Annotated in this window: 25 protein-coding genes, 2 pseudogenes and 1 riboswitch; of the genes and pseudogenes, 21 read left to right on the plus strand and 6 right to left on the minus strand. The window is 40.8% G+C overall.

Annotation, left to right across the window (positions count from 1 at the left end; all coding sequences use genetic code 11):
* Positions 1-184 precede the first annotated feature (184 nt).
* From G4407_RS03115 to G4407_RS03135, 5 genes are read right to left on the minus strand one after another with little or no spacing between them, the layout of a single operon-like run.
* Positions 185-1,069 (minus strand): RluA family pseudouridine synthase, encoded by an 885-nt coding sequence (locus tag G4407_RS03115; RefSeq protein ID WP_173687708.1) that lies wholly within the window; start codon positions 1,067-1,069, stop codon positions 185-187.
* The gene (locus G4407_RS03120; protein WP_173687709.1) at positions 1,069-2,952 is read right to left on the minus strand and encodes an extracellular solute-binding protein; all 1,884 of its coding nucleotides are present in this window, start codon (positions 2,950-2,952) and stop codon (positions 1,069-1,071) included. Before G4407_RS03120 ends, G4407_RS03115 begins: the two co-directional genes overlap by 1 nt.
* Complete coding sequence (locus tag G4407_RS03125; protein WP_173687710.1) at positions 2,952-3,770, minus strand: ABC transporter permease; 819 nt, start codon at positions 3,768-3,770, stop codon at positions 2,952-2,954. The genes G4407_RS03120 and G4407_RS03125 overlap by 1 nt, the downstream gene beginning before the upstream one ends.
* On the minus strand, positions 3,760-4,833 hold the full coding sequence (locus G4407_RS03130) for an ABC transporter ATP-binding protein (protein WP_117556198.1): 1,074 nt from the start codon (positions 4,831-4,833) through the stop codon (positions 3,760-3,762). The genes G4407_RS03125 and G4407_RS03130 overlap by 11 nt, the downstream gene beginning before the upstream one ends.
* A gap of 21 nt (positions 4,834-4,854) precedes the next feature.
* Positions 4,855-5,394: a helix-turn-helix domain-containing protein gene (locus tag G4407_RS03135; RefSeq protein ID WP_173687711.1), complete on the minus strand. Its 540-nt coding sequence runs from the start codon at positions 5,392-5,394 to the stop codon at positions 4,855-4,857.
* 409 nt (positions 5,395-5,803) lie between these two features.
* On the opposite strand from G4407_RS03135, the gene G4407_RS03140 reads away from it, so the two are divergent.
* The 18 genes and pseudogenes from G4407_RS03140 (at position 5,804) to G4407_RS03210 (ending at position 20,709) form a co-directional block, all read left to right on the plus strand.
* Positions 5,804-6,283: a hypothetical protein gene (locus G4407_RS03140; RefSeq protein ID WP_173687712.1), complete on the plus strand. Its 480-nt coding sequence runs from the start codon at positions 5,804-5,806 to the stop codon at positions 6,281-6,283.
* A 21-nt stretch (positions 6,284-6,304) separates the two neighbouring features.
* The gene (locus G4407_RS03145; RefSeq protein WP_173687713.1) at positions 6,305-7,396 is read left to right on the plus strand and encodes a hypothetical protein; all 1,092 of its coding nucleotides are present in this window, start codon (positions 6,305-6,307) and stop codon (positions 7,394-7,396) included.
* 5 nt (positions 7,397-7,401) lie between these two features.
* Entirely contained in the window at positions 7,402-8,865 is a 1,464-nt protein-coding gene (locus tag G4407_RS03150) for a hypothetical protein (RefSeq protein ID WP_173687714.1), read from the plus strand.
* A 13-nt stretch (positions 8,866-8,878) separates the two neighbouring features.
* A complete protein-coding gene (locus tag G4407_RS03155; protein WP_173687715.1) occupies positions 8,879-9,604 on the plus strand; it encodes a hypothetical protein in 726 nt (241 codons plus the stop codon).
* Positions 9,605-9,675: 71 nt separating this feature from the next.
* Complete coding sequence (locus tag G4407_RS17000) at positions 9,676-9,855, plus strand: helicase-related protein (protein WP_243259179.1); 180 nt, start codon at positions 9,676-9,678, stop codon at positions 9,853-9,855.
* A gap of 54 nt (positions 9,856-9,909) precedes the next feature.
* Complete coding sequence (locus G4407_RS16485) at positions 9,910-10,185, plus strand: hypothetical protein (protein WP_243259181.1); 276 nt, start codon at positions 9,910-9,912, stop codon at positions 10,183-10,185.
* Positions 10,186-10,195: 10 nt separating this feature from the next.
* Positions 10,196-10,546 (plus strand): hypothetical protein, encoded by a 351-nt coding sequence (locus tag G4407_RS16490; RefSeq protein ID WP_243259183.1) that lies wholly within the window; start codon positions 10,196-10,198, stop codon positions 10,544-10,546.
* A 35-nt stretch (positions 10,547-10,581) separates the two neighbouring features.
* A complete protein-coding gene (locus G4407_RS03170; RefSeq protein WP_173687716.1) occupies positions 10,582-11,460 on the plus strand; it encodes a GIY-YIG nuclease family protein in 879 nt (292 codons plus the stop codon).
* A gap of 90 nt (positions 11,461-11,550) precedes the next feature.
* Complete coding sequence (locus G4407_RS03175) at positions 11,551-11,838, plus strand: hypothetical protein (protein WP_243259184.1); 288 nt, start codon at positions 11,551-11,553, stop codon at positions 11,836-11,838.
* 128 nt (positions 11,839-11,966) lie between these two features.
* Positions 11,967-12,464, plus strand: coding sequence for a YaiI/YqxD family protein (locus G4407_RS03180; RefSeq protein WP_173687718.1), 498 nt, complete (start codon positions 11,967-11,969; stop codon positions 12,462-12,464).
* Positions 12,461-12,892 carry a flavodoxin family protein gene (locus tag G4407_RS03185; RefSeq protein WP_173687719.1) on the plus strand — a complete coding sequence of 144 codons (432 nt, stop codon included), beginning with the start codon at positions 12,461-12,463 and terminating at the stop codon, positions 12,890-12,892. Before G4407_RS03180 ends, G4407_RS03185 begins: the two co-directional genes overlap by 4 nt.
* Positions 12,893-13,330, plus strand: a pseudogene (locus G4407_RS03190) (response regulator); the annotation flags it as partial.
* Between the two features lie 52 nt (positions 13,331-13,382).
* Entirely contained in the window at positions 13,383-13,505 is a 123-nt protein-coding gene (locus G4407_RS16690) for a hypothetical protein (RefSeq protein WP_274597638.1), read from the plus strand.
* A 273-nt stretch (positions 13,506-13,778) separates the two neighbouring features.
* Positions 13,779-14,024 (plus strand): annotated as a pseudogene (locus G4407_RS03195) (transposase).
* Positions 14,025-14,032: 8 nt separating this feature from the next.
* Entirely contained in the window at positions 14,033-14,839 is an 807-nt protein-coding gene (locus tag G4407_RS16495) for a hypothetical protein (RefSeq protein ID WP_243259185.1), read from the plus strand.
* A 24-nt stretch (positions 14,840-14,863) separates the two neighbouring features.
* Positions 14,864-15,358, plus strand: a complete 495-nt coding sequence (locus G4407_RS16500; protein WP_243259186.1) for an IS200/IS605 family accessory protein TnpB-related protein — start codon at positions 14,864-14,866, stop codon at positions 15,356-15,358.
* 296 nt (positions 15,359-15,654) lie between these two features.
* A complete protein-coding gene (locus G4407_RS03205; protein WP_173687720.1) occupies positions 15,655-17,673 on the plus strand; it encodes an ATP-binding protein in 2,019 nt (672 codons plus the stop codon).
* Positions 17,674-17,682: 9 nt separating this feature from the next.
* Positions 17,683-17,758, plus strand: a riboswitch (cyclic di-GMP riboswitch).
* An 83-nt stretch (positions 17,759-17,841) separates the two neighbouring features.
* Complete coding sequence (locus tag G4407_RS03210; protein WP_173687721.1) at positions 17,842-20,709, plus strand: transporter substrate-binding domain-containing protein; 2,868 nt, start codon at positions 17,842-17,844, stop codon at positions 20,707-20,709.
* Between the two features lie 147 nt (positions 20,710-20,856).
* Here the strand turns inward: G4407_RS03210 and aroC are convergent, their stop codons facing one another.
* A complete protein-coding gene (gene aroC / locus G4407_RS03215) occupies positions 20,857-21,963 on the minus strand; it encodes a chorismate synthase (protein WP_173687722.1) in 1,107 nt (368 codons plus the stop codon).
* 308 nt (positions 21,964-22,271) lie between these two features.
* Here aroC and G4407_RS03220 point away from each other — a divergent pair, with 308 nt between their 5' ends.
* From G4407_RS03220 to yajC, 3 genes are all read left to right on the plus strand, one after another.
* Positions 22,272-24,161 (plus strand): L,D-transpeptidase family protein, encoded by a 1,890-nt coding sequence (locus tag G4407_RS03220; RefSeq protein WP_173687723.1) that lies wholly within the window; start codon positions 22,272-22,274, stop codon positions 24,159-24,161.
* Positions 24,162-24,183: 22 nt separating this feature from the next.
* Complete coding sequence (gene tgt, locus G4407_RS03225) at positions 24,184-25,317, plus strand: tRNA guanosine(34) transglycosylase Tgt (RefSeq protein WP_173687724.1); 1,134 nt, start codon at positions 24,184-24,186, stop codon at positions 25,315-25,317.
* A gap of 86 nt (positions 25,318-25,403) precedes the next feature.
* Positions 25,404-25,682 carry a preprotein translocase subunit YajC gene (gene yajC, locus G4407_RS03230; protein ID WP_008374927.1) on the plus strand — a complete coding sequence of 93 codons (279 nt, stop codon included), beginning with the start codon at positions 25,404-25,406 and terminating at the stop codon, positions 25,680-25,682.
* Positions 25,683-25,738: the final 56 nt, after the last annotated feature.

Raw genomic sequence — 25,738 nt, forward strand, 5'->3', positions numbered from 1 at the left:
CCGCTGTTTTTTAGTGTGATCCGTCGTCAGAAATAAGAAATAAATAGAAGAAGAGCTCCTGGGAGAATGAATAACTTTGTTCTCTCAGGAGCTCTTTTGGGTATGGTCAGAAAATACACATGGAAAATCCTTCCATAAAAAGAGCATTATGTGCCGGGGTATGCGGCTCACTTACCTGTATTTATCAGAGTAACATATCTTCAGGCACAGGTGCTGTGAAATGCATTTCTTCTCCTGTGATTGGGTGCCGGAAACGCAGATGATGTGAGTGCAGTGCCTGACGGCTGATATGGCTGTAATCCGGATTATAGAGAAAATCTCCCGGAAGCGGATGACCGATGTAATTCATATGCACCCGGATCTGATGAGTGCGTCCGGTATCCAACTTTAAGGCAACCAGAGAGTAGACCGGATCTGTATTTGTGATGGAAAGCCTGCGGTAATGGGTACAGGCGTATTCACCATGTTTAAAATCGACCATGCGCTCGATGGTAGAACCCTCTTTTCTGGCAATTGGAGCAGTGATGGTTCCGTCTTCCGGGACGATTCCTGTGGCAAGTGCCAGATATTCCCGGTGGATTTCCCGACGTGCCATCATAGCAGAGAGGAGAGAGGCACTGTAAAGATGCCGGGCAATGATCAGAAGACCGGTGGTGTCCCGGTCAAGCCGGTTAATGCAGCGGTACACAAAAGGCTCGTCTTTCTCTTTGAAATACCATGCACAGGCATTGGCAAGTGTGTTGTCATAATTTCCCTGGGAAGGGTGAATTGGCATTCCGGCAGGTTTATTGATGACCAGCAGATCCGGATCTTCATATACGATTGAAAGAGGCAGATCTGACGGAACAATATTTTCGGAGAATTTTGTTTCGGTAATCCGGATGGCAAGCCGGTCACCCGGAGAAAGAAGCGTGCGCGCCAGTACCGGCTCCCCGTTTAAATGGATTCCTTCAGGATCTTCTTTGATTGCCCGGATCAGAGAAGAAGAATATCCATGAGCTTTTAAAAACTCATGGATATTGGAAGTTTTCTGTTCGGTTATTGTATAATTCAGAATTCTTTCCCACATTACTTTGATTTCACTTCCCGCCATAATTCATTGTAGACAGCATCGTTTTTATCTCCAAGGAATTTGAAGGTCTCACATCCGGAGAGCTCGCTTGCATCCGGGAATGCAATCTTGCTGTTGCGGATGGACTCGTCTTCGATCAGTTCCCGCGCTGCTTCATTTGGAGTCGAGTAGGTGATGTACTCAAAGTTCTTCAGTGCGATGTCCGGACGGCAGAGGAAGTTGATGAACTTTTCTGCATTTTCCTTATGCTCTGCATTCTTCGGAATTACCCAGGAGTCGATCCAGATATTGGATCCTTCTTTCGGAATCACGTATTCCAGGTTTGGATTTTCTTTCTGTGTGTAAATGGCTTCACCGGAGTAAATAACACCGATGGCTGCTTCGTTTCCGATCATCTTGTCACGCACCTGGTCAACGACGTATGCCTGAACCAGAGGTTTCTGTTTGATCAGAAGATTTTTCGCTTCGTTCAGCTCGTCCAGGTCGGTTGAGTTCAGGGAATATCCAAGATATTTTAAGGTAACACCGAATGCATCGCGGACGCTGTCCTGCATCAGGATGCTGTCCTTGTACTTTGGATCCCAGAGAACAGACCAGGAATCAATTGGTTCGTCTACCATGGTTTTGTTGTAAAGGATCCCGACAGTTCCCCAGCAATAAGGAACAGAGTATTTATTTTCCGGGTCAAATGCCTTGGACTGATCCATATAGGTCTGTCCGATATTTTTGATATTCGGAACATTATCCCAGTTGATCTCGTCGAGAAGATCGTTCTCGATCATACGCTGGATCATATAGTCAGAAGGGCAGACCACATCGTAGGAAATAGCGCCGGACTGCACTTTCGGGTACATGATCTCATTGGTTTCGTATTCTTCATAGACTACCTGGATACCGGTTTCTTCTTCAAAGATATCCAGGACATCCGGATCCAGATATTCGCCCCAGTTGTAGACAATTACCTTTTCGGAGCCGGAAATCTTTGTCTTTGAATTGTAGAAAAATCCGCCGGCTGTAATGACGATCACGAGCAGTGCCGGTACGACACGTGTTACGACGAGGCGCATCGTGTGGCGTGCACGGGATGGCTTGCGGATCGTGCCGTTTTTTTCGTGAACTTCTTTTTCCGGTTTTAAATTAACCAGGAAGAGAAGGAAGAGCACCGTTACGAACATGAGTGTTGAAAGTGCGTAAATCTCCGGACGGATTCCTTTTCGTACTTCACTGTAAATCTTGGTGGACAGGGTATCAATTCCCGGTCCTTTGGTAAAGTGAGTGATAACAAAATCATCCAGTGACATGGTAAATGCAAGCAGGAAACCGGAAAGAATTCCTGGAAGGATATCCGGAAATACGACTTTGAAAAAAGCGTAGATCGGGGAAGCACCCAGATCCAGTGCAGCTTCATAGGTCCGCCGGTTGGTCTGCTTTAGTTTTGGCATGACACTTAGGATGACATACGGGATATTGAAGGTAATATGTGCGATCAAAATCGTTGTAAATCCCATCGTCATACGGAATGCAATGAAAAGCAGCATCATGGATACACCGGTTACGATGTCTGCATTCAGCATCGGGATGTTGGTGACACCCAGCATAAAGGTGCGGAACTTGCGGTTCATGCTCTGGATTCCAATGGATGCCAGTGTTCCGATCACTGTTGCGATCAGCGCTGAAAGCAGGGCGATGATCAGGGTGTTGTATAAGGTGCTCATGATCGCTTCATCCTGGAAAAGGGATACATACCATTTTCCGGTAAATCCGCCCCATTTGGCACGGGTTCTGGAACTGTTAAAGGACAGAACCATCAGTGTCATGATCGGAGCATAGAGGAAGATCACGATCAGCAGTAAATATAAATTCTGTAATTTCTTTTTCATTAGAATGCTGTGCCCTCCCCGTCTTTATCATATTTGGCGATCAGAGCCATACTTGCAATGATGAAGATCATCAGGACAAGTGAAAGTCCACTTCCTACATGCCAGTTGCTTCCCTGCTGGAATTCCTGCTCGATGACATTTCCAATCAGAAGGATCTTGCTTCCGCCAAGAAGGTTGGAAATAACGAAGGTTGTAAGTGCAGGGACAAATACCATGGTGATTCCACTGATGATGCCTGGAACACTAAGTGGAAGGATGATCTTGGTAAATGTCTGGATATTTCCGGCACCGAGATCTCTGGCTGCGGAAATAACATCTTTGTCAATCTTTACAAGTACATTGTAAATCGGCAGCACCATGAACGGCAGGAAGTTGTAGACCATGCCGAGGATGATGGCTGTCGGTGTGTTGATCACGTTCCAGGATGGCAGCCCGAAAAAGTGGAGAACGGAGTTGATGACACCGTTTTTCTCCAGAAGATTCTGCCATGCAAGGGTTCTTAAAAGGAAGTTCATCCACATTGGAAGGATGAAGATGAGAACCACGAAGCTGGACTGGTTTACATTTCTTCCGGCAAGGATCATTGCCAGAGGATAGGCGAGAACCAGACAGATCACTGTGCTGACGAACGCAAGCAGAAGCGCAAGTCCCAGAGCCTTTAGGTTCTCCGGTGTGGTGATTTTGGCAAGGTTCATCCAGGTGAATTTCCCATCATTATCTGTCAGACCATAATAGAAGATCATGATCAGAGGAATAATAATGAAAGAAACTGCCCAGAAGAGGTACGGACCTGCCAGGAGTCGTTTGCTATTCTTCAATTCCTACAGCCTCCTCATCTTCAGATTCCGGTTTTTTCATGATCTGAATATCAAACGGGTCAACATGGATTCCAACCTCAGTGCCAACCGGGAACATATCGGTGCTGTGTACCAGCCATTCATAGTTGTTGGCAAGGACTTCCATTTCATAGTGGACTCCTTTGAAAATCAGATGGGTAACGACACCCTTTAATGTGCCTTCTTCTGGTTTTACAAGATCGATGTCCTCCGGACGGATGACCGCATCGACCGGTTTGTTGGTTCCGAATCCGGTATCCACACACGGGAATTCGGCACCGACAATATTTACCAGCTTATCGCGTACCATAATGGCATTGAAAATGTTGCTATCGCCAATGAAGTCGGCTACGAAAGCATTTTCCGGCTCGTTGTAGATATCTTCCGGTGTACCGATCTGCTGGATGTATCCCTGATTCATGACAACAATCGTGTCAGACATGGTGAGGGCTTCTTCCTGATCGTGGGTAACGTAGATAAATGTGATCCCAAGCTCATTTTTCAGGCGGATCAGCTCATACTGCATATCCTGGCGGAGTTTTAAATCCAGGGCACCGAGAGGTTCATCCAGAAGAAGAACTTTTGGTTCATTTACAATGGCGCGGGCGATGGCAATACGCTGCTGCTGACCACCACTTAAAGAATCCGGATAACGGTTCTGGTAACCTTCCAGATTAACCAGTTTTAATGCATAATGAATCTTATCATCGATGTAAGATTTTGATTTTCCTTTGATCTTCAGACCAAAAGCAATATTTTCAGCAATGGTCATATGGGTGAAAAGCGCATATTTCTGGAAAACAGTGTTGAGCTGCCGTTTATTCGGTGCAAGGGATGTAATGTCCTTTCCGTCGAAAATTACTTTTCCGGAGTCCGGATTTTCGAATCCGCCGAGAATACGCAGAAGCGTTGTTTTTCCGCAGCCGCTAGGTCCTAAAAGTGTGAGAAATTCATTTTCTCTGATATAAAGGTTCAGGTCGTCCAGAACCAGATTGTCTCCATATGATTTGGAAACACCAACAATGTCAATCAGTTTGTTTGGCATATGTGTAATCCTCCTGTGTACTTAAAAACTTGGGGGAGTGCTGACCCAGATCAGGCGTGCCCCGGAAGAAGACGATGCTTCTATATAATGCTTTGCGCGGGGAGTAAAATAAAAGGATTCTCCCTTTTTAGCTTTGTAGACCTTATTGCCTACGTGGATTTTGACGGAACCCTGAAGCACGTATCCGAATTCCTCACCTTCGTGTGGAAGATCCGGGTAGGTTGCACCGCCCGGAGCCAGGGTAAGACGGATCGGTTCCATCATATTGCGCTGGGCATTCGGAATGATCCATTCGATCGTATTCTTCAGATCAGTATCCTTTTTTTCAAAATAATCCTCATCACCGAAGACAACCTGTTCTTCCTCGTCATCGCTGAAAAATTCATTCAGATTGGTGCCGAGACACTGCAGAATATCAACCAGTGTGGCGATAGAAGGAGAAGTAAGATCCCGTTCCAGCTGGGAAATGAATCCCTTCGAAAGCTCACTCCGGTCTGCAAGTTCTTCCTGGGTAAGATTTTTCGCAATACGGAGCTCCCTTACTTTCTGTCCGATGTTCATAAATAGCTCCTTTCTGTAAATTGTTTGTAAAAATAAAAATAAACCTAAAGTTTAGTATTTCTATACACACGACAAGATTTATTATACTATAGTTTAGAGAAAAAGCAACCGTTTTATAAGGGAAATAGAGTTTTTTTTGAAAAATAGAAAACGAGTAAGAATTGACTGATTTTTGTTTGGATCACCTTTGAACCACTTTTGAAAAATTGCATGAAAAAATCCTCCGGATCGAAAGAAAATTCGAAGGACTTTAGCTGATTACCGGAAAGTTTTGATTTGTCGATTCCATATGTTTGGAGGCGAAAATGATAGGATACTAATGAGGGTGTGGGAAGTGGATTCCTACATCCTTTTTTAGTGCGTAAAAAAGGATTGAATGTTATAATAATAGCAGATTGGAGGTGGATTAATGCTAACCACACCATTAGGAGATATTGAAATATATGTAGATGACAACAAAGTTGAATATGCGGAAAAGAATATTGGAGTGTCAGAAAAATTATGTCCTGACGTTAATGGAAGATATGCCATTAAAATTGATTTTATTCCGGATGGAAAAATACATACAATCTCTTGTAAAATAAAGGGACATGTTTCATCTAAAAAGGATGGAATAGAATCAGGAGAGCGATTAGAATTGAAATCGTTTTACAAAGATAATACTAAATTGTCAATAGGTATGGAAGGCGAATCAGGATATTATGCTGATGGTATCTGCGTTTCAGATATATATGATTACGATAATGAGTATATGGAAGACGGTGTTTTATATTTGGTTATGAAAGAAACTAAGACGACAACATATGTATTTGGCATTGCATGGATTGAAAGTATTACAACAGAAAACGACGTACAGACATGGTATGGAGCAGATCCAACATTATTTTGACAAGAAAGAAGGATAATTGTTATGGGAAAACCGTTTAAAGATAAATTGAAAAACGTAGGAGATTTTATTAGTGGTACTATTGCAGAGGTAGAAAAACAGGCAAAAGGCAGTGAGGTGCTTGATAAGATTTCTAAGGGAACGAAAGAGGGTCTTGTGTTCGTATCAAACGGAGTAAAGGATGGAGCTGAAAAGATTACAAATGGAGCAAAAACAAGTGCTGATACGATAAAAAATGTAGTGACTGAACATAAAAAACAGGGCACACAAGACGATAACAAAGAAAAGCAGGGAAGTCTTGATGACCAACTTCATGATGCAGTAAACAGGTATAATGCGGCATATGCAGAGTTTGAGAATAACGGCTCAACGATTCTTAGACAGCGGGAACGATCTGTGGATTTACTGGAAAATGTTGAAAATGTAATAAACAGTATTGCAAATCATCCAAAGAATTTTGATGCAGATTTTAAGGAGATCCATCTTTATAAAAAAGAATTCAAAGATGTATGTGATTATGCAACACAAGAACTTGATGCAGCCAAGAAATCCATGGCAGGTGTAGGTGCAGGAGTAGACGGAGGTATGGCTGTAGCCAGTTTGGCTCCGAGTGCAGCTATGTGGGTAGCAACAACATTTGGTACAGCTTCTACAGGAACTGCTATATCAACACTGTCAGGTGCAGCCGCTACTAATGCAGCTTTAGCATGGCTTGGAGGTGGTGCAGCCGCCGCCGGGGGAGGTGGAATGGCATCAGGAACCGCATTTTTGGCAATGGCTGGTCCAGTAGGCTGGACAATTGGAGGAGCTACATTATTAGCATCAATTGCTCTGTTTGCAAATAAAAAAATCAAACTTGGTAAAGAAAAAAAAGAAGAGATTGAGGCAGTATTACACAATGTTGAATCAGTTAGTGAAGTTAATGTCAAAATGCAGTCATTATTAGATAAGACGGAAAAATTAAGAAGTATGTTGAATGATCAGTACGGAAAATGTATGACTTACTATGGAAAGAACTTTATGGAAATAGCAGATGAAGGGCAAATATTATTGGGAACACTTGTGAACAATGCAAAATCTTTAGCAGCAACGCTTGGTGAAACTGTGGAGGAATAAAGTAAATGATAGAAGCTAAAAAGATGATTAAAAGTGGGCAAGAACAAGCTGTTGCTTCATGGATTAATTACCTGAATCAGGTGCGATTAGACAGATTGATGAAGACATTGCAGAAAGAAGAATCAAATCTGAACGATGCGATCTCTACCATTAGTGAAACACTTAAAACTATTAGCAGAGATATCGTGAATAATGGAAAAGGACGAGGCGGCCAATATGGAATGCACGGATTTATTGCTGAAGTTGCAGAATGTGGTATTGGAAATGCCAGAGAACAGATAGAAGGAAAAGCACCAATATATGAATGGATTAATGATAATGGACCTGAAGATTTGAGAAGGGGAGCAACGCTGATCCAGCAGAAATTTGTAAACGGAGGCGGACATTTATCACTACAGGCAATTCGTATGCATTTAAATGCTTATCCTAATTTCCTTGATAATGGAGGAGTATATCAGATTCCGGAAGACCATTACGAGAAAATCAAGCGGCTGCTTTCGATTTCAGAAAAAGAAGCAAATAAAATGCCGACTTCAACAGGCGATTTTTCTTTGAAACAGTGGAGAGAAGTACATGAATTTTTTAAAAATGGCGATATTCCATTAGATAAAGTAGAACCGTCCAAATTAAAATATTCTGAAGTCCAGAAAGGCACATACGAACAGACTTTTTCAAAAGAAAAGGGTAGTTTAAGAAAACGAAATCAGGAAAGAAAAGAACAGGCATATAATAAAAGTAAACCTACGTTATCTGAGGGAGTGAAAGCAACAGCAGCTGCAGCCGCAATGGAGGGTGCTATGGCATTGTGTCTGGAAATAGCTGAAAAAAGAAAGTCTGGTAAGAAATTCAATGTTTTTGATGAGAATGATTGGAAAGAGATTGCAGCTACTACAGGAAAGGGAACCTTGAAAGGTGGTATACGAGGAGCATCTATTTATACATTGACAAATTTTACTGCAACTCCGGTAGCTGTAGCAAGCGCAATGGTAACAGCAACATTTGGTATTGCGGAACAGGCATATCAATTAAAGCAGGGAAATGTAGATGAACAGAGATTTATTGAGAATTCAGAAATGTTATGTTTAGATGCTTCAGTTAGTGCACTTTCTTCATTTGCAGGCCAAGTATTGATTCCGTTTCCTGTACTTGGCGCAGTGATTGGCAATACTGTAGGAACCATGATGTATCAGATCGCAAAAGATAATCTGTCAGCCAGAGAACAGAAGATATTTGAAGAATATGCAGAAGCAGTACGTCAGCTGGATGTTTCATTACAGGATCAGTATCAGAAATTTGTAGATGAAATTGGTAAGGATACGAAGCTGTTCATGGAATTATTAAACAGGGCATTTGCACCAGACGTTCGTGTAGCCTTTGAAGGTTCTATTGATTTGGCAAAATCATGTGGAGTACCAGTAGACGAGATATTAGATAACAAAGAAAAAATAGCATCGTTTTTTATGGATTAAAAGAGGGCGTAATATGCACGCAATAATAAGACAAGGCAATGGAAAATATTATATTTCATCGGTATTCGGCTATTATAGTGATGTAAAGTCAGAAGATGATTATCAGCGTTATCTTGAAAGAATTCATACCCCATATTATATAGTATTCAATGAAGAAAAAACGAAATTGATAAAATGGTTTAACATACAGCCTGATACGGAATATTTAATAAAACGAGTACTGGTTATAGATTCTGATGAGAGTGGGTGGATTATAAACGAACAAGATGGCACGGGCGGTGTAGAATTTCTTCCAAGAGAACTAGCAGACAAAATTATTTCAGAAGGAGTTGTTCCTGATGATATTATGCAGCAATGTATAAAAATTGAAGAATCTTATACATATGAAGAGTATCGTGAGATTAAAACGAAAAAAGATATTGAAGACTTTGATTGGGCAACCGGAAATTTTCATGATGCATGTATTGAAGAACAAAAAATATTAGATGGTGGAGAACTGTATCTGAGGTTCACCGGGATATGGGGATGTCAAGTTGAAATTTGGTTTTGGGATGACTTGGAGTATTGTACGGACAGCAGAAATCCAGAATACTGGAATCCATATTGGTCATGTTCTACGCTATTATTATTCGATGGATATGTGTATTTTGTAGATGAGGAACTCGAAGTGAATGAAATTACAGATGAATACTGCTGGTTTAAAGCCAGACATATGAAATACCACATTATTCCAAATTAAATGAGATATGCAGGCGATAATTCCAAGGTAGTCATGCGTAAAGAAAATATCAGAAGTGCTTTAATTCACCAATGCGTCCGTTTGTACTTGCCACAACGTCTATTGGTCAGGAGGGTCTGGATTTTCATAATTATTGCCGTGTGATTATGTACTGGAATCTTCCAAGTAATCCCATGGATTTGGAACAAAGAGAAGGCAGGAAGAACTTCTGGAGTATTTATTCAAGGAGTTCAAGGACACAAGTGGATTGAAGAAACTGTTTATCGACTTGAGTCCATTTTCAAAGGGAAAAGAAGGTTGATGTGATGAGAATACTTTTTTGTAACATAGCGTGGATGAAGGAATATCGAGGAAATGAAGATGGAAAGGATATTCCGTTAAATGGTGGAAGTTTTGTTGATGAGACAGGAGACGCACATGAAAAATATAATTTCACACCGGTGAATATGGAAGGCAGGGAAGGGTTATATTGTCTGGGATTCTTCGAGACAAAATCACATAATGGTAAAGATGTCAATCAAATGCGGATTGAGAATATTGCAGGTTGTGAACTATTAAAAAAAAGAAGAATCTGTAGATGATGTGCTTGTTGTGTACTGTGCAAAGCATCCGGCGCATAAGTTTACGACGGTTGTGGGATGGTATAAACATGCTACAGTTTTCAGACATTATCAAGAGGCAGTGTTTGCTCCGGAAGATATACAGTATTACAATGCAATTGCAAACTCATCTGATTGTGTCTTACTTCCTGCAGGGATCAGATCAAGAAAGGTTCAATGGGAAGTTCCAAGAAAATCAAATGGTTGGGCTTATGGATTTGGACGGGCAAATGTATGGTATGCAAGTGAAGAAGATAGCAGGTTACAAGATTATCTTACGAAATTAGTAAAACAGATTGATGAATATGATGGCGAAAATTGGATTGACAAGTACGCTGAGTAGGGGTTAAAACAAGGATAGAACAGGGAGGAATAGCAATGGCGTATGGAAAGTCTATAGAGCTGTTTTTGGTCAATGGAACAGCGGATAGCTTGACTATAGCGGAGTTGTCAAATTGGAATGGAAAAGCAATTAAGATACCAAGAATTGAATTGTCTTCGTGCTATAGAGAGGATATTACTCAAGCAGGAGTATATTTCCTCTTTTGCAAAGAAGATGATGGAACAGATTCGGTATATATCGGAGAAGCAGAAAATGTAAAAGAACGTTTGTTGCAACATTTGCGAGACTATCAAGCTGAAAAAGAGAAATATTATTGGACCACGGCAGTGATTTTTATAGGGAGAGATCTGAACAAGGCATTGATTCGTTATCTTGAAAATCGATTTGTAGACATTGCAAGACAGTGTAAACGGTATTTGGTGCTTACAAAAAACACTTATCGAAATACGGTGATGAAGGAATCACAAATAGCAGTTATGGAAGAATTTATTGATAATGTGAGAATTTTGATAAGTGTTTTAGGATATAAAGTATTGGAACCTGTCAATAAACCAGCAGTTATAGAAGAAAATGATGGTAACGAGATTGAAAAAGACGAAATAAAGCTGCACTTGGAAAGAACAGTGAAGGGAATAGGAAAGATAGAAGCTGATGGTATTCGTACATCTGAAGGTTTTGTAGTGCTAAATGGAAGTCATATTGCTCCAGAGGATGATGAGACAATCTCAGCAGGTATTAAAGAAAAGAGAAGTAAAGCTAATATTGTAGAGAGTATTCTACGGGAGGATATTTTGTTTTCAAGTCCATCTGGTGCAGCAATGTTTGTGGTAGGTAAGAGTGCTAACGGATTGACAAGCTGGAAAAATGCAGACGGTATTACACTTAAAGATATTGAAAGCGATGAAACAAAATGAAACTAATGTTATTGCGAATCGGATGAGAATTGAATGTGACTTTGTTTAAGTATACGAATGAAATATTGGGAGTATAGGAGCAAGATTGATATGTGGAAAGACATATATAAACCGAATTCTATTGGCAGTGAGGGCGGCACGATTATTGCAGATGAGGAATATAAAGAATTGTGCAGGATAACCTTGGAAAGATGTGAAAGATATGATGCAATTACGTGTGGTGTATATGGAAGTATGATGCATACAGCTTTTTGTGATAAAAGTCATAGTCAGGAAGTATTTGATAACATGAAAAGAGATCTACAGGAATTTATTGATAAGGATACAACAGCTGAGGAAGAAGATATTTTCTATGAAGAGTTTACAAGTAAATATTGATTGGAAGATTGGTTCGATGACAGGAAAATGGAACAGATTCTGCATCAGGAACCGGTTCAGCTAAAGCGAGAGGCAGAATACGAGCAGCAGAGCTTATTCTTATAATGGTTCAGAGGAGGAATAGAAAGATGCAAATATTTGTTGATGCAGATGCCTGCCCAGTGGTTGCGATCATTGAAAAGATTGCAAAAGAAAATGGTGTTCCGGTAACGTTGTTGTGTGATACGAATCATGTGCTGTCATCAGCTTATAGTGAAGTTATTGTTGTCGGGGCAGGAGCAGATGCAGTAGATTATAAACTGATCAGTATCTGCCATAAAGGAGATATTGTCGTATCACAGGACTATGGTGTGGCTGCAATGGCATTGGGAAAAGGTGCTTATGCTATTCATCAATCAGGTAAATGGTACACGAATGACAATATTGATCAGATGCTCATGGAACGTCATTTGAATAAAAAAGCCAGAAGAAGTTCCCATAAGAATCATATCAAGGGACCGAAAAAACGAACAGAAGAAGATGATGTAAGGTTTGCGCAGTCTTTTGAAAAAATGCTCATGATGGTACAGGAGAAATTTCAAAAGAATACTAAAACAATGGAGACAGGCAGAAAGGAAAACAAATGAGAAAAGCAATCGTATACGCATCTGTGCATCATGGAAATACAGAAAAATTAGTAAAGAGGATCGCAGAAGAATGTCAGGTGGATTTGATTGATGCTGTAAAACAGCCAGATGCAGATCTGAGCAGTTATGATATGATTGGATTTGCATCAGGAATCTATTTTTCAAAATTTCATCAGTCGATATTGGGATTTGCAGAGAAGAATCTACCGGACGATAAAAAGGTATTTCTGATCTGTACTTATGGTGGAAGTGCGAATTATAAATCCATAGAGCAGATTTTGGACAAGAAGCGTTCTAAAGTGACAGGAAAATTCGGATGCAAGGGTTATGACACATTTGGTCCATTTAAACTGCTAGGTGGTATTGCAAAAGGGCATCCGGATGAGGAAGATCTAAAAAATGCAGTTGAGTTTGTAAAAGGATTATAAGTAGATCTGGATGTGGATAAATCTAAAGAACAGAAAGATTTATCAGAAAAAACTATAAAGGGGCTGCACATTCTTCTGGCGGAAGATAATGAGCTGAACATGGAAATTGCAGAATTTATGTTTCAGAATGAAGACGCTGAAGTGACCAAGGCATGGAATGGACTTGAGGCTGTTGAAATATTTGAAAAAAGCAGCCCCGGTGAATTTGATGTGATTCTGATGGATATCATGATGCCGGTCATGAATGGTTATAATGCCACAAAGAGGATCCGTTCTATGAACAGAGAGGATGCTAAGACAATACCGATCATTGCAATGACAGCAAATGCATTCACAGAGGACAGATTAAAGGCAAAAGAAGCAGGAATGGATGAGCATATTTCTAAGCCTGTTGATGGGAATTTACTGGTAAAGGTAATTCATGAATTGTTGAACTAGTGGAAAATAATTTCAAATGGGAGATTCGTAATGAGAAAATGGAGCAGAGGCAGTGGAGAAAGTTAAGAATTCGATTCCTGGTAATTATGATCTGGTACTGATGGATGGGTTCTTGTCCAAACCGATAGTTATAGAGGAGTTGATCAGTACCTTACACGAAAATCTGCTGGATTAGAGAGCAAATGTACGTTACAATAATGATTATTAGCAAAGATGGATGGTTATATGACAACCAGGGAACTTCGTAAAATCCATATGGTTAAAGGAAATAAAAAGTGGATAAAAGACAAACGATACTTATTGTAGATGATGCGGAATTTAACAGAGATATAAAAAAAGTCACACCGCATTCTTGTTACTTTAGTGATGAGTTAGGTGTGTCAAATTTTTCTATCAAAATACAGAACTGGTGTTTGCTATATACGGAAGCATATGGTACAATTAAAACATGGAAAAAGATATATTTACTATTGAGGGAAATACACTTTCATATGGTAGAGGATATGTTTATTCTTTACAGTACCATCTTGTCTGGTGCACGAAATATCGAAAACAGGTTCTGAAAAATGGAATAGACGCAGAATGTTAAAATTTGTGAATTCCAGCCTATTGTGCAGTTACCGTAAGTGATCGAAGCCGGGATCAGGTAATGGCATATATTGAGGGACAAAAAGAGAAGGAAAAAAGAAAGTAGGAGACTTTATGCAGATTGTATCCAGTTATGGAGTAGAAATTAAAAAAAAGAATATACCGCTCCGTCCTACGCTGGATATTTTTCGGAAGGCAGTTTCCTATCTGATTTCGGTGTATGAAGAGACCTGGGAAGAACTTTCAGAAATCAGGAATCCACAAAAACGCTTTAATGAAGCGGAACATCTGGTACATGAGACAAAAAAGAATCATGCCAGATTTCCGTTTGACCGTGATTTTCCTAAGATGCCATCTTATCTGAGAAGAGCAGCGATTCAATATGCACTTGGAGCAGTTTCCTCCTATCGGACACGTCTTAGTCTGTGGAAAAAGGGAGAACTTAAGGGGAAGCCGAAGCTGGTCTGTGAGAATCATGTGATGCCGGTATTCTATCGGGATGTCATGTATAAGGAAGCAGAACCGGGAGAAGATGTAGCCTGGTTAAAGCTATTTGATGGGCGTGAGTGGAGATGGTTTCATGTAAAATTACTTCATACCGATATGGAATATCTGCGAAAAAAATGGAGTGGGAAAAAGGCATCCGCCCCAACTTTGGAAAGGAAACATCATAAATATTTCCTTCGGTTTTCTTACACAGAAGAAGTAAGCTTATCGAAAACAACTGTAAAAGAGCAGGTGATATGCAGCGTTGATTTAGGGATCAATACGGATGCGGTCTGCAGCATCATGTGTGCAGATGGCACTATCCTGGGACGGAAATTTATAAATTTCCCCAGTGATAAAGACCATTTGTATCATGTGCTTGGCAGAATCCGCCGTTTTCAGAGAGAGCATTCCTCCAGACAGGTCCAAAGCTGATGGGATTATGCAAAAAGGCTGAATATGGAACTGTCCCACAAAATAGCTGCGGAGATCACGAAGTATGCCGTAGAATATCAGGCAGATGTAATTGTGTTTGAGTATCTGGAAATGCAGGGGAAAATATCCGGAAAAAAGAAACAAAAGCTCCACTTATGGAGAAAGCGGGATATTCAGAAGCAGTGTGAACATCAGGTCCACCGGAACAGGATTCGTGTGTCCAGAGTCAGTGCCCGGCATACCAGCAGGCTGGCCTGTGACGGAAGCGGAGCGGTAGTAAGAAATCCGGAGAACTATAGCCTATGTACCTTTCGAACAGGAAAACAGTATAACTGCGACCTGTCAGCAAGTTATAATATCGGAGCAAGATATTTTATAAGGGAATTTTTAAAACCTTTGCCGGAAACGGAAAGGTCTTCACTGGAGGCAAAAGTCCCTGTAGTGAAGCGTAGAACCTCATGTGTTTATGCAGACTTAAGAAAGCTTGATGCAGAAGTAAACAACTTAAAAGCAGGATAAACACAGGCAGATATACAGCGGACTACCTGTAATGTGGAAACCAGCCGTATCCGGTGTGGAAAAAGTGCGTATCCGCACGAATTCTAAGTTACTGGCGTATCCGCCGATATTTAGTCTTGCCGTTTAAAACGGCCGAGAAGCACGTGACTTTAGTCATGTGAGGTTCACAAAATGTTGGTAGAATAATAAGTCGCTGTGATATAATCAAGTAAACGATTTTATATGTAAATTCAAAATTTTAGAAATAAGACAGAAAAATTAAAGTCATTTAAGTTTTTTTAAAGAGAGGGAAGCGCATGGATGATTTAAAAAAACTCACAGAACAACTTTTTGAAATATATATTAATGCCGAATCAATAAATGATTTTGATATAGAAAATTATTTTGATGAAAATGTCAGTCTGATTGGAACTGGGAAACATGAGCTTTTCAGGAATCTGCATGAGTTTTTGGAATCATTTAAATTTGATGTAAAACGAAGAGGTAAAATCAGAATCGAAGTAGAAAATTTACATCAGGAAGAAGAAAGACTTGGTGATGACCATGTTCTTGCACACGGAACAGTAGATTTTACCGGTCTGTTTAAAGATGGTTCTATCTGTTTTAAAATGGAGACAAGATTTACGATTATCTATAAGTGGACGAATGGGAAATGGCTGGTTCAGCATCTGCATCAGTCAACGCCGGATCTGGAGCAGATGGACGGTGAAGAGTTTCCAGTTACCTTGGGAAAGCAGATGCAAAAAACCCGGCAGGCCCTTCATGCATTAGGCACTGCCTATTATCATATCTCAAGGCTGAACTTGAAAACAAAGAAGATCGAACTTGTCAAAAGATCCCGAAAAATGGATTTGGATATTAAAGATAATACTGCAGATTGGGATCCTCAGTTCGAGATTATCGAAGATATTATAGCAGAGCCATTTGTACAGAAGTATATAGATTTTTTTGATATACAAACCATGGCAGCACGCCTTCATAATAAAGAATCTATGTCTTCTGAATTCAAAAAGAAGAATGGAGCATGGTTTCTATCCATGATTGTTCCGCAGAGTTATGGTAAAAATGGAAATGTTACATCTGTGCTGATTGCCAATCGAGATGTGACAGATGAAAAAATGCGGGAATTAAGACAAGAGGAAGAATTGCGGGAAGCTAAATTAAAAGCAGAATGTGCAAATAAAGCAAAATCATCATTTTTGTTCAATATGTCCCATGATATCAGAACTCCTATGAATGCAATCATTGGTTATGCAGAACTGGCGTCCAGACATTTGCAGGAAACAGATAAACTTGGCAGATATATTGAAGATATTCAAATATGCGGAAAAGAACTTTTGTCGATGCTTGGCAATGTTCTGGATCTTGCAAGAATTGAAAATAATAAGGTTGAAATGGAATACACTGTTTCGAATGTCCATGAGTGCTTTGAAAATTGTATTATTATGTTCCGACAGCAGGCAGAAAGTAAAAATCAGACTCTTTCTCTGACAGAACAGATCATGTACCCGTATGTATATATGGATGCACCGCACCTGTCAGAAGTCTGTCTCAATATTATAAGCAATGCAATAAAGTATACAAATACAGGAGGTGCTATATCCTGTAATGTTGTACAGAAATCCTGTGAAAAAGAAGACTGGTGCAATATGATCATTAGCATTACCGATAATGGAATTGGTATGTCTGAAGAATTCCAAAAGCGTATTTTTGAAACTTTTGAAAGAGAACGTAACACTACATCCAGTCATATTGAGGGCAGCGGCATCGGAATGGGCATTACGAAAAAGCTTGTAGAGCTCATGGATGGCACAATAGAAGTGAAAAGTAAGCAGGGTGAAGGTTCCACATTTACAGTAACTATTCCTTGCAGAAAAGCGTCAGAAGACGATTCTCTGGTGAAGAAAAACAGTAATTTGAGCAATAAGAATTGTTTGAATGGTGTTCGGATCTTACTGGTCGAAGATAATGAGATCAACACTGAAATCGCAACGGAATTATTGACGGAAGAAGGATGTATTGTTGAGACTGCCAATGATGGTGTTGCATGTATTGATATGATTGAAAAGGCTGATGCTGATTATTACAAGATGATCCTTATGGATATCCAGATGCCGGTTATGAATGGATATGATGCTACATTAGCTATCCGAAAGATGAAGGATACGAAAAAAGCCAGGATCCCAATTATTGCGATGACTGCCAATGCTTTCGCGGAAGATGCACAAAAGGTTCTTTCTGTCGGAATGAATGCTCATGTTGCAAAGCCTGTTGATATGAACATTCTTGTTCCGATCATGATGAAATATTTATAATACCAAAAAAAGATTCGTCGGCAAATCAGTCGAAAGGCTGAGACGCAAAGCTATAGGGTCTGTAAAATGACAGCCAGCTGCAATGTTTAAGATGCATTGTCTGGAAAGGCAGTGCATTTTTTAGATTTGTGACGTGTAATAACCTGGTGATTTGAGGAGAAAAGAACAATGGATAAAAGTAGAAAAAAATCAGCCGTACTATTTGCATGTATATTTTTGATTTTAGGAATGTGGATGATATTATCAGTCCATTGCCGGGCCGCTGAAAAGAATAATGATGAAAAACAGTCACAGATCATCCGTATCGGATCCTTTGAAGATACCTTTGATTATATCGATGAAAACGGTGTCAGACGTGGATATGGATACGAACTCCTGCAGGCTCTGGCAGGCTATACCGGATGGGAATTTGAGTACGTGAAATGTGACTGGTCCAACTGCTTCGATAAGCTTGAAAATGGTGAGATTGATGTCATGGGCGATATCTCTTACACCGATGAACGTGCACAAAGGATGCTTTTTTCAGATGAAGCAATGGGTGAAGAAAAATATATCCTTTATGCTGATTTGTCAAACATGGATACTGGAACGTCTGATTTCAAATTTATGGACGGGAAACGTGTAGGTGTGCTCATGGATACGGAACCGGAGATTATGCTGACAGAATGGGAAAATAAGAATGGCATACATACAGAGCATGTAAATGTGAATAATAATGATGATGTCGAAAAGAAATTAGCGAACCATGAGATTGATGCTTTTGTATCTCTGGAGGAATCCATCTGGTCTGAACAGGGAATATCATCCGTTACCACGATTGGCAAATCAGGCATATATTTTGCAATAAATAAAGAGCGCAGCGATATCAAGATGGAGCTGGACTATGCTATGCGCAAGTTAGATCAAGATAGTCCCTTTTTCAAGGCAGATTTGTATAAGAAGTATTTTACGCTTGATTATAGTCAGGTTCTTACAGGTGAAGAAAAGTCCTGGGTGGAAGAACATGGTAACATCCGGATCGGATTTCTGAGCAACGATCCGGCGGTATTTTCCCTGGACGAAGAAACTGGAAAACTTACCGGAATGCTGGCAGAATATGTATCCTATGCCAAAGACTGTCTGGGGAATCAGAAACTGGAATTTAATATACAGGAGTACAATGATTATGACGAAATGATACAGGCTTTACAAGAGCGTGAGATTGACATGATTTTTTATGCTGGCAGAAATCCCTGCTTTGCAGAAGAAAAAGGATATGCACTTACAAACACAGCCTGGACTTACAGCCTGATGGCGGTAACTGATGAAAAAAATTTTGATGAGCATAATGTGTATACAGTAGCTGTGCCAAAGGAAAAAGAAGCCTTAAAACAGCATATTGCTTTCAGTTATCCACAATGGAAGCTGGTAGATTGTGATTCGTTAGATGATGCGGCAGATATGGTCTTGAATGAAAAGGCAGACTGTTTCCTCATGGGAGCAAGCCAGGCGATGATATATGATAACAGTCGAAATTTCAAGAGTGTTCCACTTACAAAAACAATGGAGGCATGCTTTGCAGTAAGAGATGGAGAGGATAGCCTTTTATCAATACTGAATAAAACCTTAAAGGCCATGCCGTCTGACATGCTTACAAGTGCACTTGCTATCTATGACAGTACGGCAGATAAGGTAAAATTTTCTGACTTTGTAAAAGACAATGTACTTGCTTTTTTTCTCATCACAGGATTCTCTGCACTCAGTATCATTGTTATTATCCTCATACTTTTACGAAAGGCAAGAAAAGCAGAAGCTGTTGCAAAGCTTGCAGCAAATGATACACAAAAACTCAATGATAAACTTGAGATTGCTCTGGAAAAAGCAGAGGATGCCAGTCTCGCAAAGACTCGTTTTCTTAACAATATGTCACATGACATCCGTACACCTATGAATGTAATTCTGGGCTATGCACAGCTTATGGAGAATGAACTGAAAGGAAAAGACGTGCCTGAAACGTTAGAACATCTGGAAAAACTACAGCAGTCAGGAAATCTTCTCCTGTCGATCATAAATAATGTACTTGATATGGCTCGGATTGAGAGCGGAAAGATGGAGCTTGATGAGAATTACTGCCGGATTGATGATGTCAGGAAATCCTTGTTTGCAGTATTTGATGAGAAAGCAAGGAAAAAGGATATAGCGCTTCATTACACGATGAATGTAGAACATGAGCATGTATTGACAGATGTTACCAAGGTAAAAGAAATTTTGGTCAATATCCTAAGTAATGCTATAAAATATACTCCGTCCGGTGGTTCTGTCATGATGAGCGTAGATGAATTACCATGCGATGAGCCCGGGTACATGATCGTGAGGAACAGAGTGAGTGATACAGGAATTGGCATGAGTCAGGATTATATGACGAAGATTTTCGACGCATTCACACGTGAACATAACACTACAAAGAGCAAAATCGCAGGAACCGGACTGGGAATGTCGATAGTCCGGAAATATGTTGATCTGCTTGGTGGAACAATAGATGTAGAGAGTGAACTTGGAAAAGGCAGCACCTTTACAGTTACACTTAAACATAAGATAGCAGATGAAAGCTATTATGTAAAAAAACATATTGAAGAGTCTGGAACAGGTAGCGAAATCCTTGAAGGCAGGAATATCCTTCTGGCAGAGGATAATGATCTGAATGCAGAGATTGCAGAAGCAATCCTTGGGTGTGCCGGCCTTAAAACAGAACGTGTGGAGGATGGCATTCAATGTGTAAACATGATAGAAAAGATGCCGGCAGGCACATATGATATGATCCTGATGGATATCCAGATGCCGAAAATGAACGGTTATAAAGCAACACAGGCAATCAGACGCCTGCCGGATAAGGAGAAAGCATGTATACCTATCATTGCAATGACAGCAAATGCATTTGAAGAAGATAAGAGAGATGCTATTGCAGCCGGGATGAATGGTCATATCGCAAAGCCAATTCAGCTTGATAAACTGCTGTCGATGTTAGCGGAAGTAATAAGGCAACAAGAAAATTGCTAATTTCATGTTATACTGAATGGAGTGTTATTCTGGAAAATATGTAAAAGCAGGGAGGGGTGACAGAAGCTCCCTCCTCAAGGCTGCCGACTAAGATCTACCTTTTTCACCGAAGTAGCCGGATGCGATGAGGACGGAAGATTGTTGGGTTTATTTTTCAGTGCCGTAGAAGCTTTTGAGTTTGTCCATGCGTGCACTCATATTGGTGAAGAGCAGATCGAGGATCGTGATTGCGGCCATGGATTCTACGACTACGACGGCGCGTGGGACGATGACCGGGTCGTGACGTCCTTTGATGATCATTTCGGTGTTTTCTCCATCTTTGGTGACTGTGGACTGTGGCTGCGAAATGGACGGAGTCGGCTTTACTGCCGCGCGGAAGATGATGCTGCTTCCGTCACTCATACCGCCGAGGACACCGCCTGCATGGTTGGTGTCTTTGGTGATCCTTCCATCGTTTGTATGGAAGGAGTCATTGTTGATACTTCCTTTTGCATCTGCAGCTTTAAAGCCGTCACCGATCTCAAAGCCTTTGACTGCTCCGATGGACAGCATTGCTTTGGCAAGATTGGCGTCCAGTTTTTCAAATACGGTATCACCGATTCCGACCGGCATACCGGTAACAACACATTCAATGATACCCCCAGAGGAATCCTGATTTTTAATACATTCTTCCAGATAGGCAGATGCTTTTTTTGCATATGCGTTGTTTGGCATATAAATCGGGTTCTGGAAAATCTCTTCCGGATGGTATTCATTTTCAGGAACAGATACAGGACCGATTGCTTTCGTATAAGCATGTACTTCAATGCCAAGTTCTTTCAAAATCTTAGCAGCAACTGCACCAGCTGCAACTCTGGCAGTAGTTTCTCTTCCGGAAGAGCGTCCCCCTCCTCTGTAATCACGGAAACCATACTTTTCATCAAATGTATAATCTGCGTGTCCCGGTCGGTATGTGTTCATAATATTTCCGTAATCACGGGAACGCTGATCCTGGTTCTGTACGAGAATTGAAATCGGAGTTCCGGTTGTCCGACCTTCAAATACGCCGGACCAGATCTGTGCCATATCACTTTCCTTACGCCCGGTTGTAAACTGGCTTTGTCCGGGTTTTCTTCTATCCAGATAAATCTGGATATCCTCCTCTGAAAGCGAAAGCCCTGCCGGACACCCGTCGATCACAACACCGATCCCTTTCCCATGGGATTCCCCCCATGTAGAAATCTGAAACAATCTTCCATAAATGGATCCTGCCATAAATATATACCATCCTTTCTGTAAGCTTTTATCTATAAAGAATTAATTTGTGAATCAGTCAAAACAAAAAACGAACAATTCTTCGACTTTCTATTATATTCATATGAATCCACACCTGATTTGAGTCATAAAAAGAATCATTCCAACGCAAATCATTTATTTCCCCCAATTACCTCATTATTATAATAGAAGATTCCTATCCCAACAAGTGATAAAAATATGAAAGTTAAAGTTATGTATTGTATTTACACACCCCTTCGTATTATAATGACTACATATTGAGTGAAAAAAGGAAGTCAATAGTATAAATGAGTGAAAAGAGTATGAATGAAAAAAACGAAAGAAATCTTGACAGCACAGTAGATGAAATCATGGAAGAGATCAGAGAGCAGACTGTAAGTGAGGTGAAGGACATCAATGAAAAAGAACAGAAAAGCGAAGAAAGACCGCGGAAAAAGAAAGTCACTAAAACAAAACGTCCTTCAGGCCATCACGTATCTGGCGATGGTGTGGATCATAAAGCAGCCTCAGGCGAAGATCGACCGGTTAAGAAAAAGGCTCTGCGCCGGAAAAAGAAAGTAGTTCGTGAAGAGACCGGGCTTCTGGATCTGGATGGAGCAGAAGAATGGCGGGATGAAGAAGAGACAGCAGTACCACCAGTTATTAAAAGTGCAGATATTTTAAGCAGTGGAGATGCAGAAGCATTCAATCCGGATGAGGAAGAGATTTTTGATGATTCTTTCTTTGATGAAGAAGAGGAAAAACCACGCAGAAGAGCTAAACGGGAGAAAAAGCAGGGTTCTGAAAAGTCCGGTAAAGTGGTTAAAATTGTAGTTGGCGCTGTGGTTGGAGTGGCAGCGGTTGTTTACCTTGGATTTTCCGTATATTTCATGAATCATTTCTATTTTAATACGAAGATCAATGGTGTGAACTTTTCCGGAAAATCAGTTTCTGCAGTAGAATCATATATGAAGAGTCAGGTAGATGGATATGTTCTGACGATGAAAGAATCAGATGGAACAGAAGAGAAGATTGCCGGAACAGATATTTCTCTTGCGTACAAAGCAGGAGATGAACTGCAGAAGCTCGTAAAAGAGCAGAATGCATTTCTGTGGCCGGTCTGCCTTGGAAAGACACAGACAATTACGGCATCTGTCGGTGTTACATATGACGAAAACCAGCTGGATACCCTGATTAACGGTCTCGAGTGTATGCAGGCAGATCGGCAGGTTGAACCGGTAAATGCACATCCGGAGTATGACGGCAATTCATATGTAGTCAAAGCCGGGGAGACCGGAAGTAAGATTGATACCGAGAATTTCAAAAAGGTAGTGAAAGAATCAATCGAAGGTTTCAAAAGCGAGATTGACATGACCGCTGAAGACTGCTATGTAAAACCAAAATACACAATCAAGTCAGAAGAAGTGAAGAAAGCATGTGACGATATGAATAAGTATCTGAAGGCAAGTATCACTTATACCTTTGGTTCGAATACAGAAGTTGTAGATAAAGATCTGATTTCCCAGTGGGTAACGGTAGATGATAACATGGCAGTTACCTTTAACAGTGATGCAGTTGTGAAATATGTACAGCAGCTGGAGAGTAAGTATGACACTTACCAGACAGCGAGAACATTTACAACCGGAGGCGGCAACAGTGCAACGGTTGAAGGTGGAGACTATGGATGGATCATTGATGAAGCTGCCGAGATTGCAGCCCTTGAAGCGAATATCCGCAACGGAGAGACTGTGACGAGAGAGGCGAATTATTCACAGACTGCAGCAAGTCATGACGGAGCAGACTGGGGAAATACTTATGTTGAAGTCGATCTGACAAACCAGTATATGTATCTTTTTGTAAATGGTGCAATTGTGACACAGGGACCGATCGTTACCGGTAAGCCAAGCAGAGGAGATGCTACACCGCAGGGAGTATATATCCTGAAATACAAAGAAAAAAATACAACCCTTCGTGGACCAAAGAAGGAAGACGGAAGTTACGAATGGGAATCGCCGGTTACTTACTGGATGCCGTTTAACGGTGGAATCGGACTGCACGACGCACCGTGGCAGACGAACTTTGGCGGGGACTGGTATCTGGAACATGGGTCACGCGGATGTGTCAATTTACAGTATGATGTTGCAGAGACGGTGTTCAACAATGTAGATTCCGGAACACCGGTTGTATGTCATTACTAAATTTATGAGAGAGGTTAATTTTATGTATGAGCTGATAAAAAGGGACGGTCGCGCCAAGCGCGGCCGCTTCCATACCGTACACGGAGTGATCGAGACTCCTGTATTTATGAATGTAGGAACAATTGCAGCGATCAAAGGGGCTGTTTCTACTGCAGATCTTGAAGAAATCGGAACACAGGTGGAACTGTCTAATACGTATCATTTGCATGTGCGTCCGGGGGATCAGGTAGTGAAAAAGCTTGGCGGACTGCACAGATTTATGGCCTGGGACAAGCCGATCCTTACTGATTCCGGCGGATTCCAGGTGTTTTCTCTTGCCGGACTCAGAAAGATTAAGGAAGAGGGTGTATACTTCAATTCCCATATTGACGGAAGAAAGATTTTTATGGGACCGGAAGAAAGTATGCAGATTCAGTCGAATCTGGCGTCTACGATCGCAATGGCGTTTGATGAATGTCCGTCCAGTGTAGCGGAAAGAAAATATATGCAGGCATCGGTAGAGCGTACAACGAGATGGCTCGCAAGATGTAAAGAAGAGATGGCAAGACTCAATTCTCTTGATGATACGATCAACAAACATCAGATGCTTTTCGGGATCAATCAGGGTGGTGTCTATGAAGACATCCGTGTTGAGCATGCACAGCAGATCGCAGAGATGGATCTGGATGGATATGCAGTCGGCGGACTCGCAGTTGGTGAGACACATGAAGAGATGTACCGGATCCTGGATGCAGTAGTTCCTTGTCTTCCGGTTGCCAAACCGACCTATCTGATGGGAGTCGGAACACCGGCGAATATTCTGGAAGCGGTAGACAGAGGCGTGGATTTCTTTGACTGCGTATATCCAAGCCGTAACGGAAGACATGGTCATGTTTATACAAAGCATGGTAAGCTGAATCTGTTCAATGCAAAATTTGAACTGGATGAACGCCCGATCGAAGAAGGCTGTCAGTGCCCGGCCTGCCGCCGTTATTCAAGAGCTTATATCCGTCATCTGCTGAAAGCAAAAGAGATGCTTGGAATGCGGCTTTGCGTTCTCCACAATTTATATTATTATAATCATCTTATGGAAGACATCAGAGGAGCGATCGAAGAGGGAAGATATGCCCAGTTCAAGAAAGAGACGCTGGCAAAAATGGAAGAAAAAGAAGATTAGGATAAAAAAATTCTAAAATGTCTTGATGAATGTCCTATTATTGTGTATGATAGTAACAGTGTCTATTTTAGCAGGAGGAAAGAAAAATGAATAATCCAATCGTACTTATTTTATTTTACGTTGTAATTATCGGAGGATTCTGGTGGTTACTGATGAGACCACAGAAAAAGGAACAGAAGAGAGTACAGCTGATGTTATCTGAACTGGCTGTAGGAGATACTGTTCTTACAACAAGCGGTTTTTACGGAGTTGTTATTGATATTACAGATGAAGACGTAATCGTTGAATTCGGAAGCAACAAGAACTGCCGTATCCCGATGCAGAAGTCTGCGATCATGCAGGTCGAAAAGCCGGAGAACAACTAAATCAAATTTTTTGAAAAAAGTTGAAAAAAGCATTGCATTTTATGTGCAATGCTTTT

This window comes from Allocoprococcus comes (genome assembly GCF_013300725.1).
Taxonomy (GTDB): Bacteria; Bacillota; Clostridia; order Lachnospirales; family Lachnospiraceae; genus Allocoprococcus; species Allocoprococcus comes_A.

What these genes read in the sequence shown, in the direction of transcription:
- G4407_RS03220 (WP_173687723.1), top strand. Translation starts at nt 22,272, where the DNA reads ATGAGTGAAAAGAGTATGAATGAAAAAAACGAAAGAAATCTTGACAGC.
- G4407_RS03115 (WP_173687708.1), bottom strand. Translation starts at nt 1,069, where the DNA reads ATGTGGGAAAGAATTCTGAATTATACAATAACCGAACAGAAAACTTCC.
- G4407_RS03210 (WP_173687721.1), top strand. Translation starts at nt 17,842, where the DNA reads ATGGATAAAAGTAGAAAAAAATCAGCCGTACTATTTGCATGTATATTT.
- G4407_RS03130 (WP_117556198.1), bottom strand. Translation starts at nt 4,833, where the DNA reads ATGCCAAACAAACTGATTGACATTGTTGGTGTTTCCAAATCATATGGA.
- G4407_RS03135 (WP_173687711.1), bottom strand. Translation starts at nt 5,394, where the DNA reads ATGAACATCGGACAGAAAGTAAGGGAGCTCCGTATTGCGAAAAATCTT.
- G4407_RS03150 (WP_173687714.1), top strand. Translation starts at nt 7,402, where the DNA reads ATGATAGAAGCTAAAAAGATGATTAAAAGTGGGCAAGAACAAGCTGTT.
- G4407_RS16495 (WP_243259185.1), top strand. Translation starts at nt 14,033, where the DNA reads ATGCAGATTGTATCCAGTTATGGAGTAGAAATTAAAAAAAAGAATATA.
- G4407_RS03145 (WP_173687713.1), top strand. Translation starts at nt 6,305, where the DNA reads ATGGGAAAACCGTTTAAAGATAAATTGAAAAACGTAGGAGATTTTATT.
- G4407_RS17000 (WP_243259179.1), top strand. Translation starts at nt 9,676, where the DNA reads ATGCGTCCGTTTGTACTTGCCACAACGTCTATTGGTCAGGAGGGTCTG.
- G4407_RS03170 (WP_173687716.1), top strand. Translation starts at nt 10,582, where the DNA reads ATGGCGTATGGAAAGTCTATAGAGCTGTTTTTGGTCAATGGAACAGCG.
- G4407_RS03155 (WP_173687715.1), top strand. Translation starts at nt 8,879, where the DNA reads ATGCACGCAATAATAAGACAAGGCAATGGAAAATATTATATTTCATCG.
- G4407_RS03205 (WP_173687720.1), top strand. Translation starts at nt 15,655, where the DNA reads ATGGATGATTTAAAAAAACTCACAGAACAACTTTTTGAAATATATATT.
- G4407_RS03185 (WP_173687719.1), top strand. Translation starts at nt 12,461, where the DNA reads ATGAGAAAAGCAATCGTATACGCATCTGTGCATCATGGAAATACAGAA.
- G4407_RS03140 (WP_173687712.1), top strand. Translation starts at nt 5,804, where the DNA reads ATGCTAACCACACCATTAGGAGATATTGAAATATATGTAGATGACAAC.
- G4407_RS03180 (WP_173687718.1), top strand. Translation starts at nt 11,967, where the DNA reads ATGCAAATATTTGTTGATGCAGATGCCTGCCCAGTGGTTGCGATCATT.
- G4407_RS16500 (WP_243259186.1), top strand. Translation starts at nt 14,864, where the DNA reads ATGGAACTGTCCCACAAAATAGCTGCGGAGATCACGAAGTATGCCGTA.
- G4407_RS03175 (WP_243259184.1), top strand. Translation starts at nt 11,551, where the DNA reads ATGTGGAAAGACATATATAAACCGAATTCTATTGGCAGTGAGGGCGGC.
- aroC (WP_173687722.1), bottom strand. Translation starts at nt 21,963, where the DNA reads ATGGCAGGATCCATTTATGGAAGATTGTTTCAGATTTCTACATGGGGG.
- tgt (WP_173687724.1), top strand. Translation starts at nt 24,184, where the DNA reads ATGTATGAGCTGATAAAAAGGGACGGTCGCGCCAAGCGCGGCCGCTTC.
- G4407_RS03120 (WP_173687709.1), bottom strand. Translation starts at nt 2,952, where the DNA reads ATGAAAAAGAAATTACAGAATTTATATTTACTGCTGATCGTGATCTTC.
- yajC (WP_008374927.1), top strand. Translation starts at nt 25,404, where the DNA reads ATGAATAATCCAATCGTACTTATTTTATTTTACGTTGTAATTATCGGA.
- G4407_RS16485 (WP_243259181.1), top strand. Translation starts at nt 9,910, where the DNA reads ATGAGAATACTTTTTTGTAACATAGCGTGGATGAAGGAATATCGAGGA.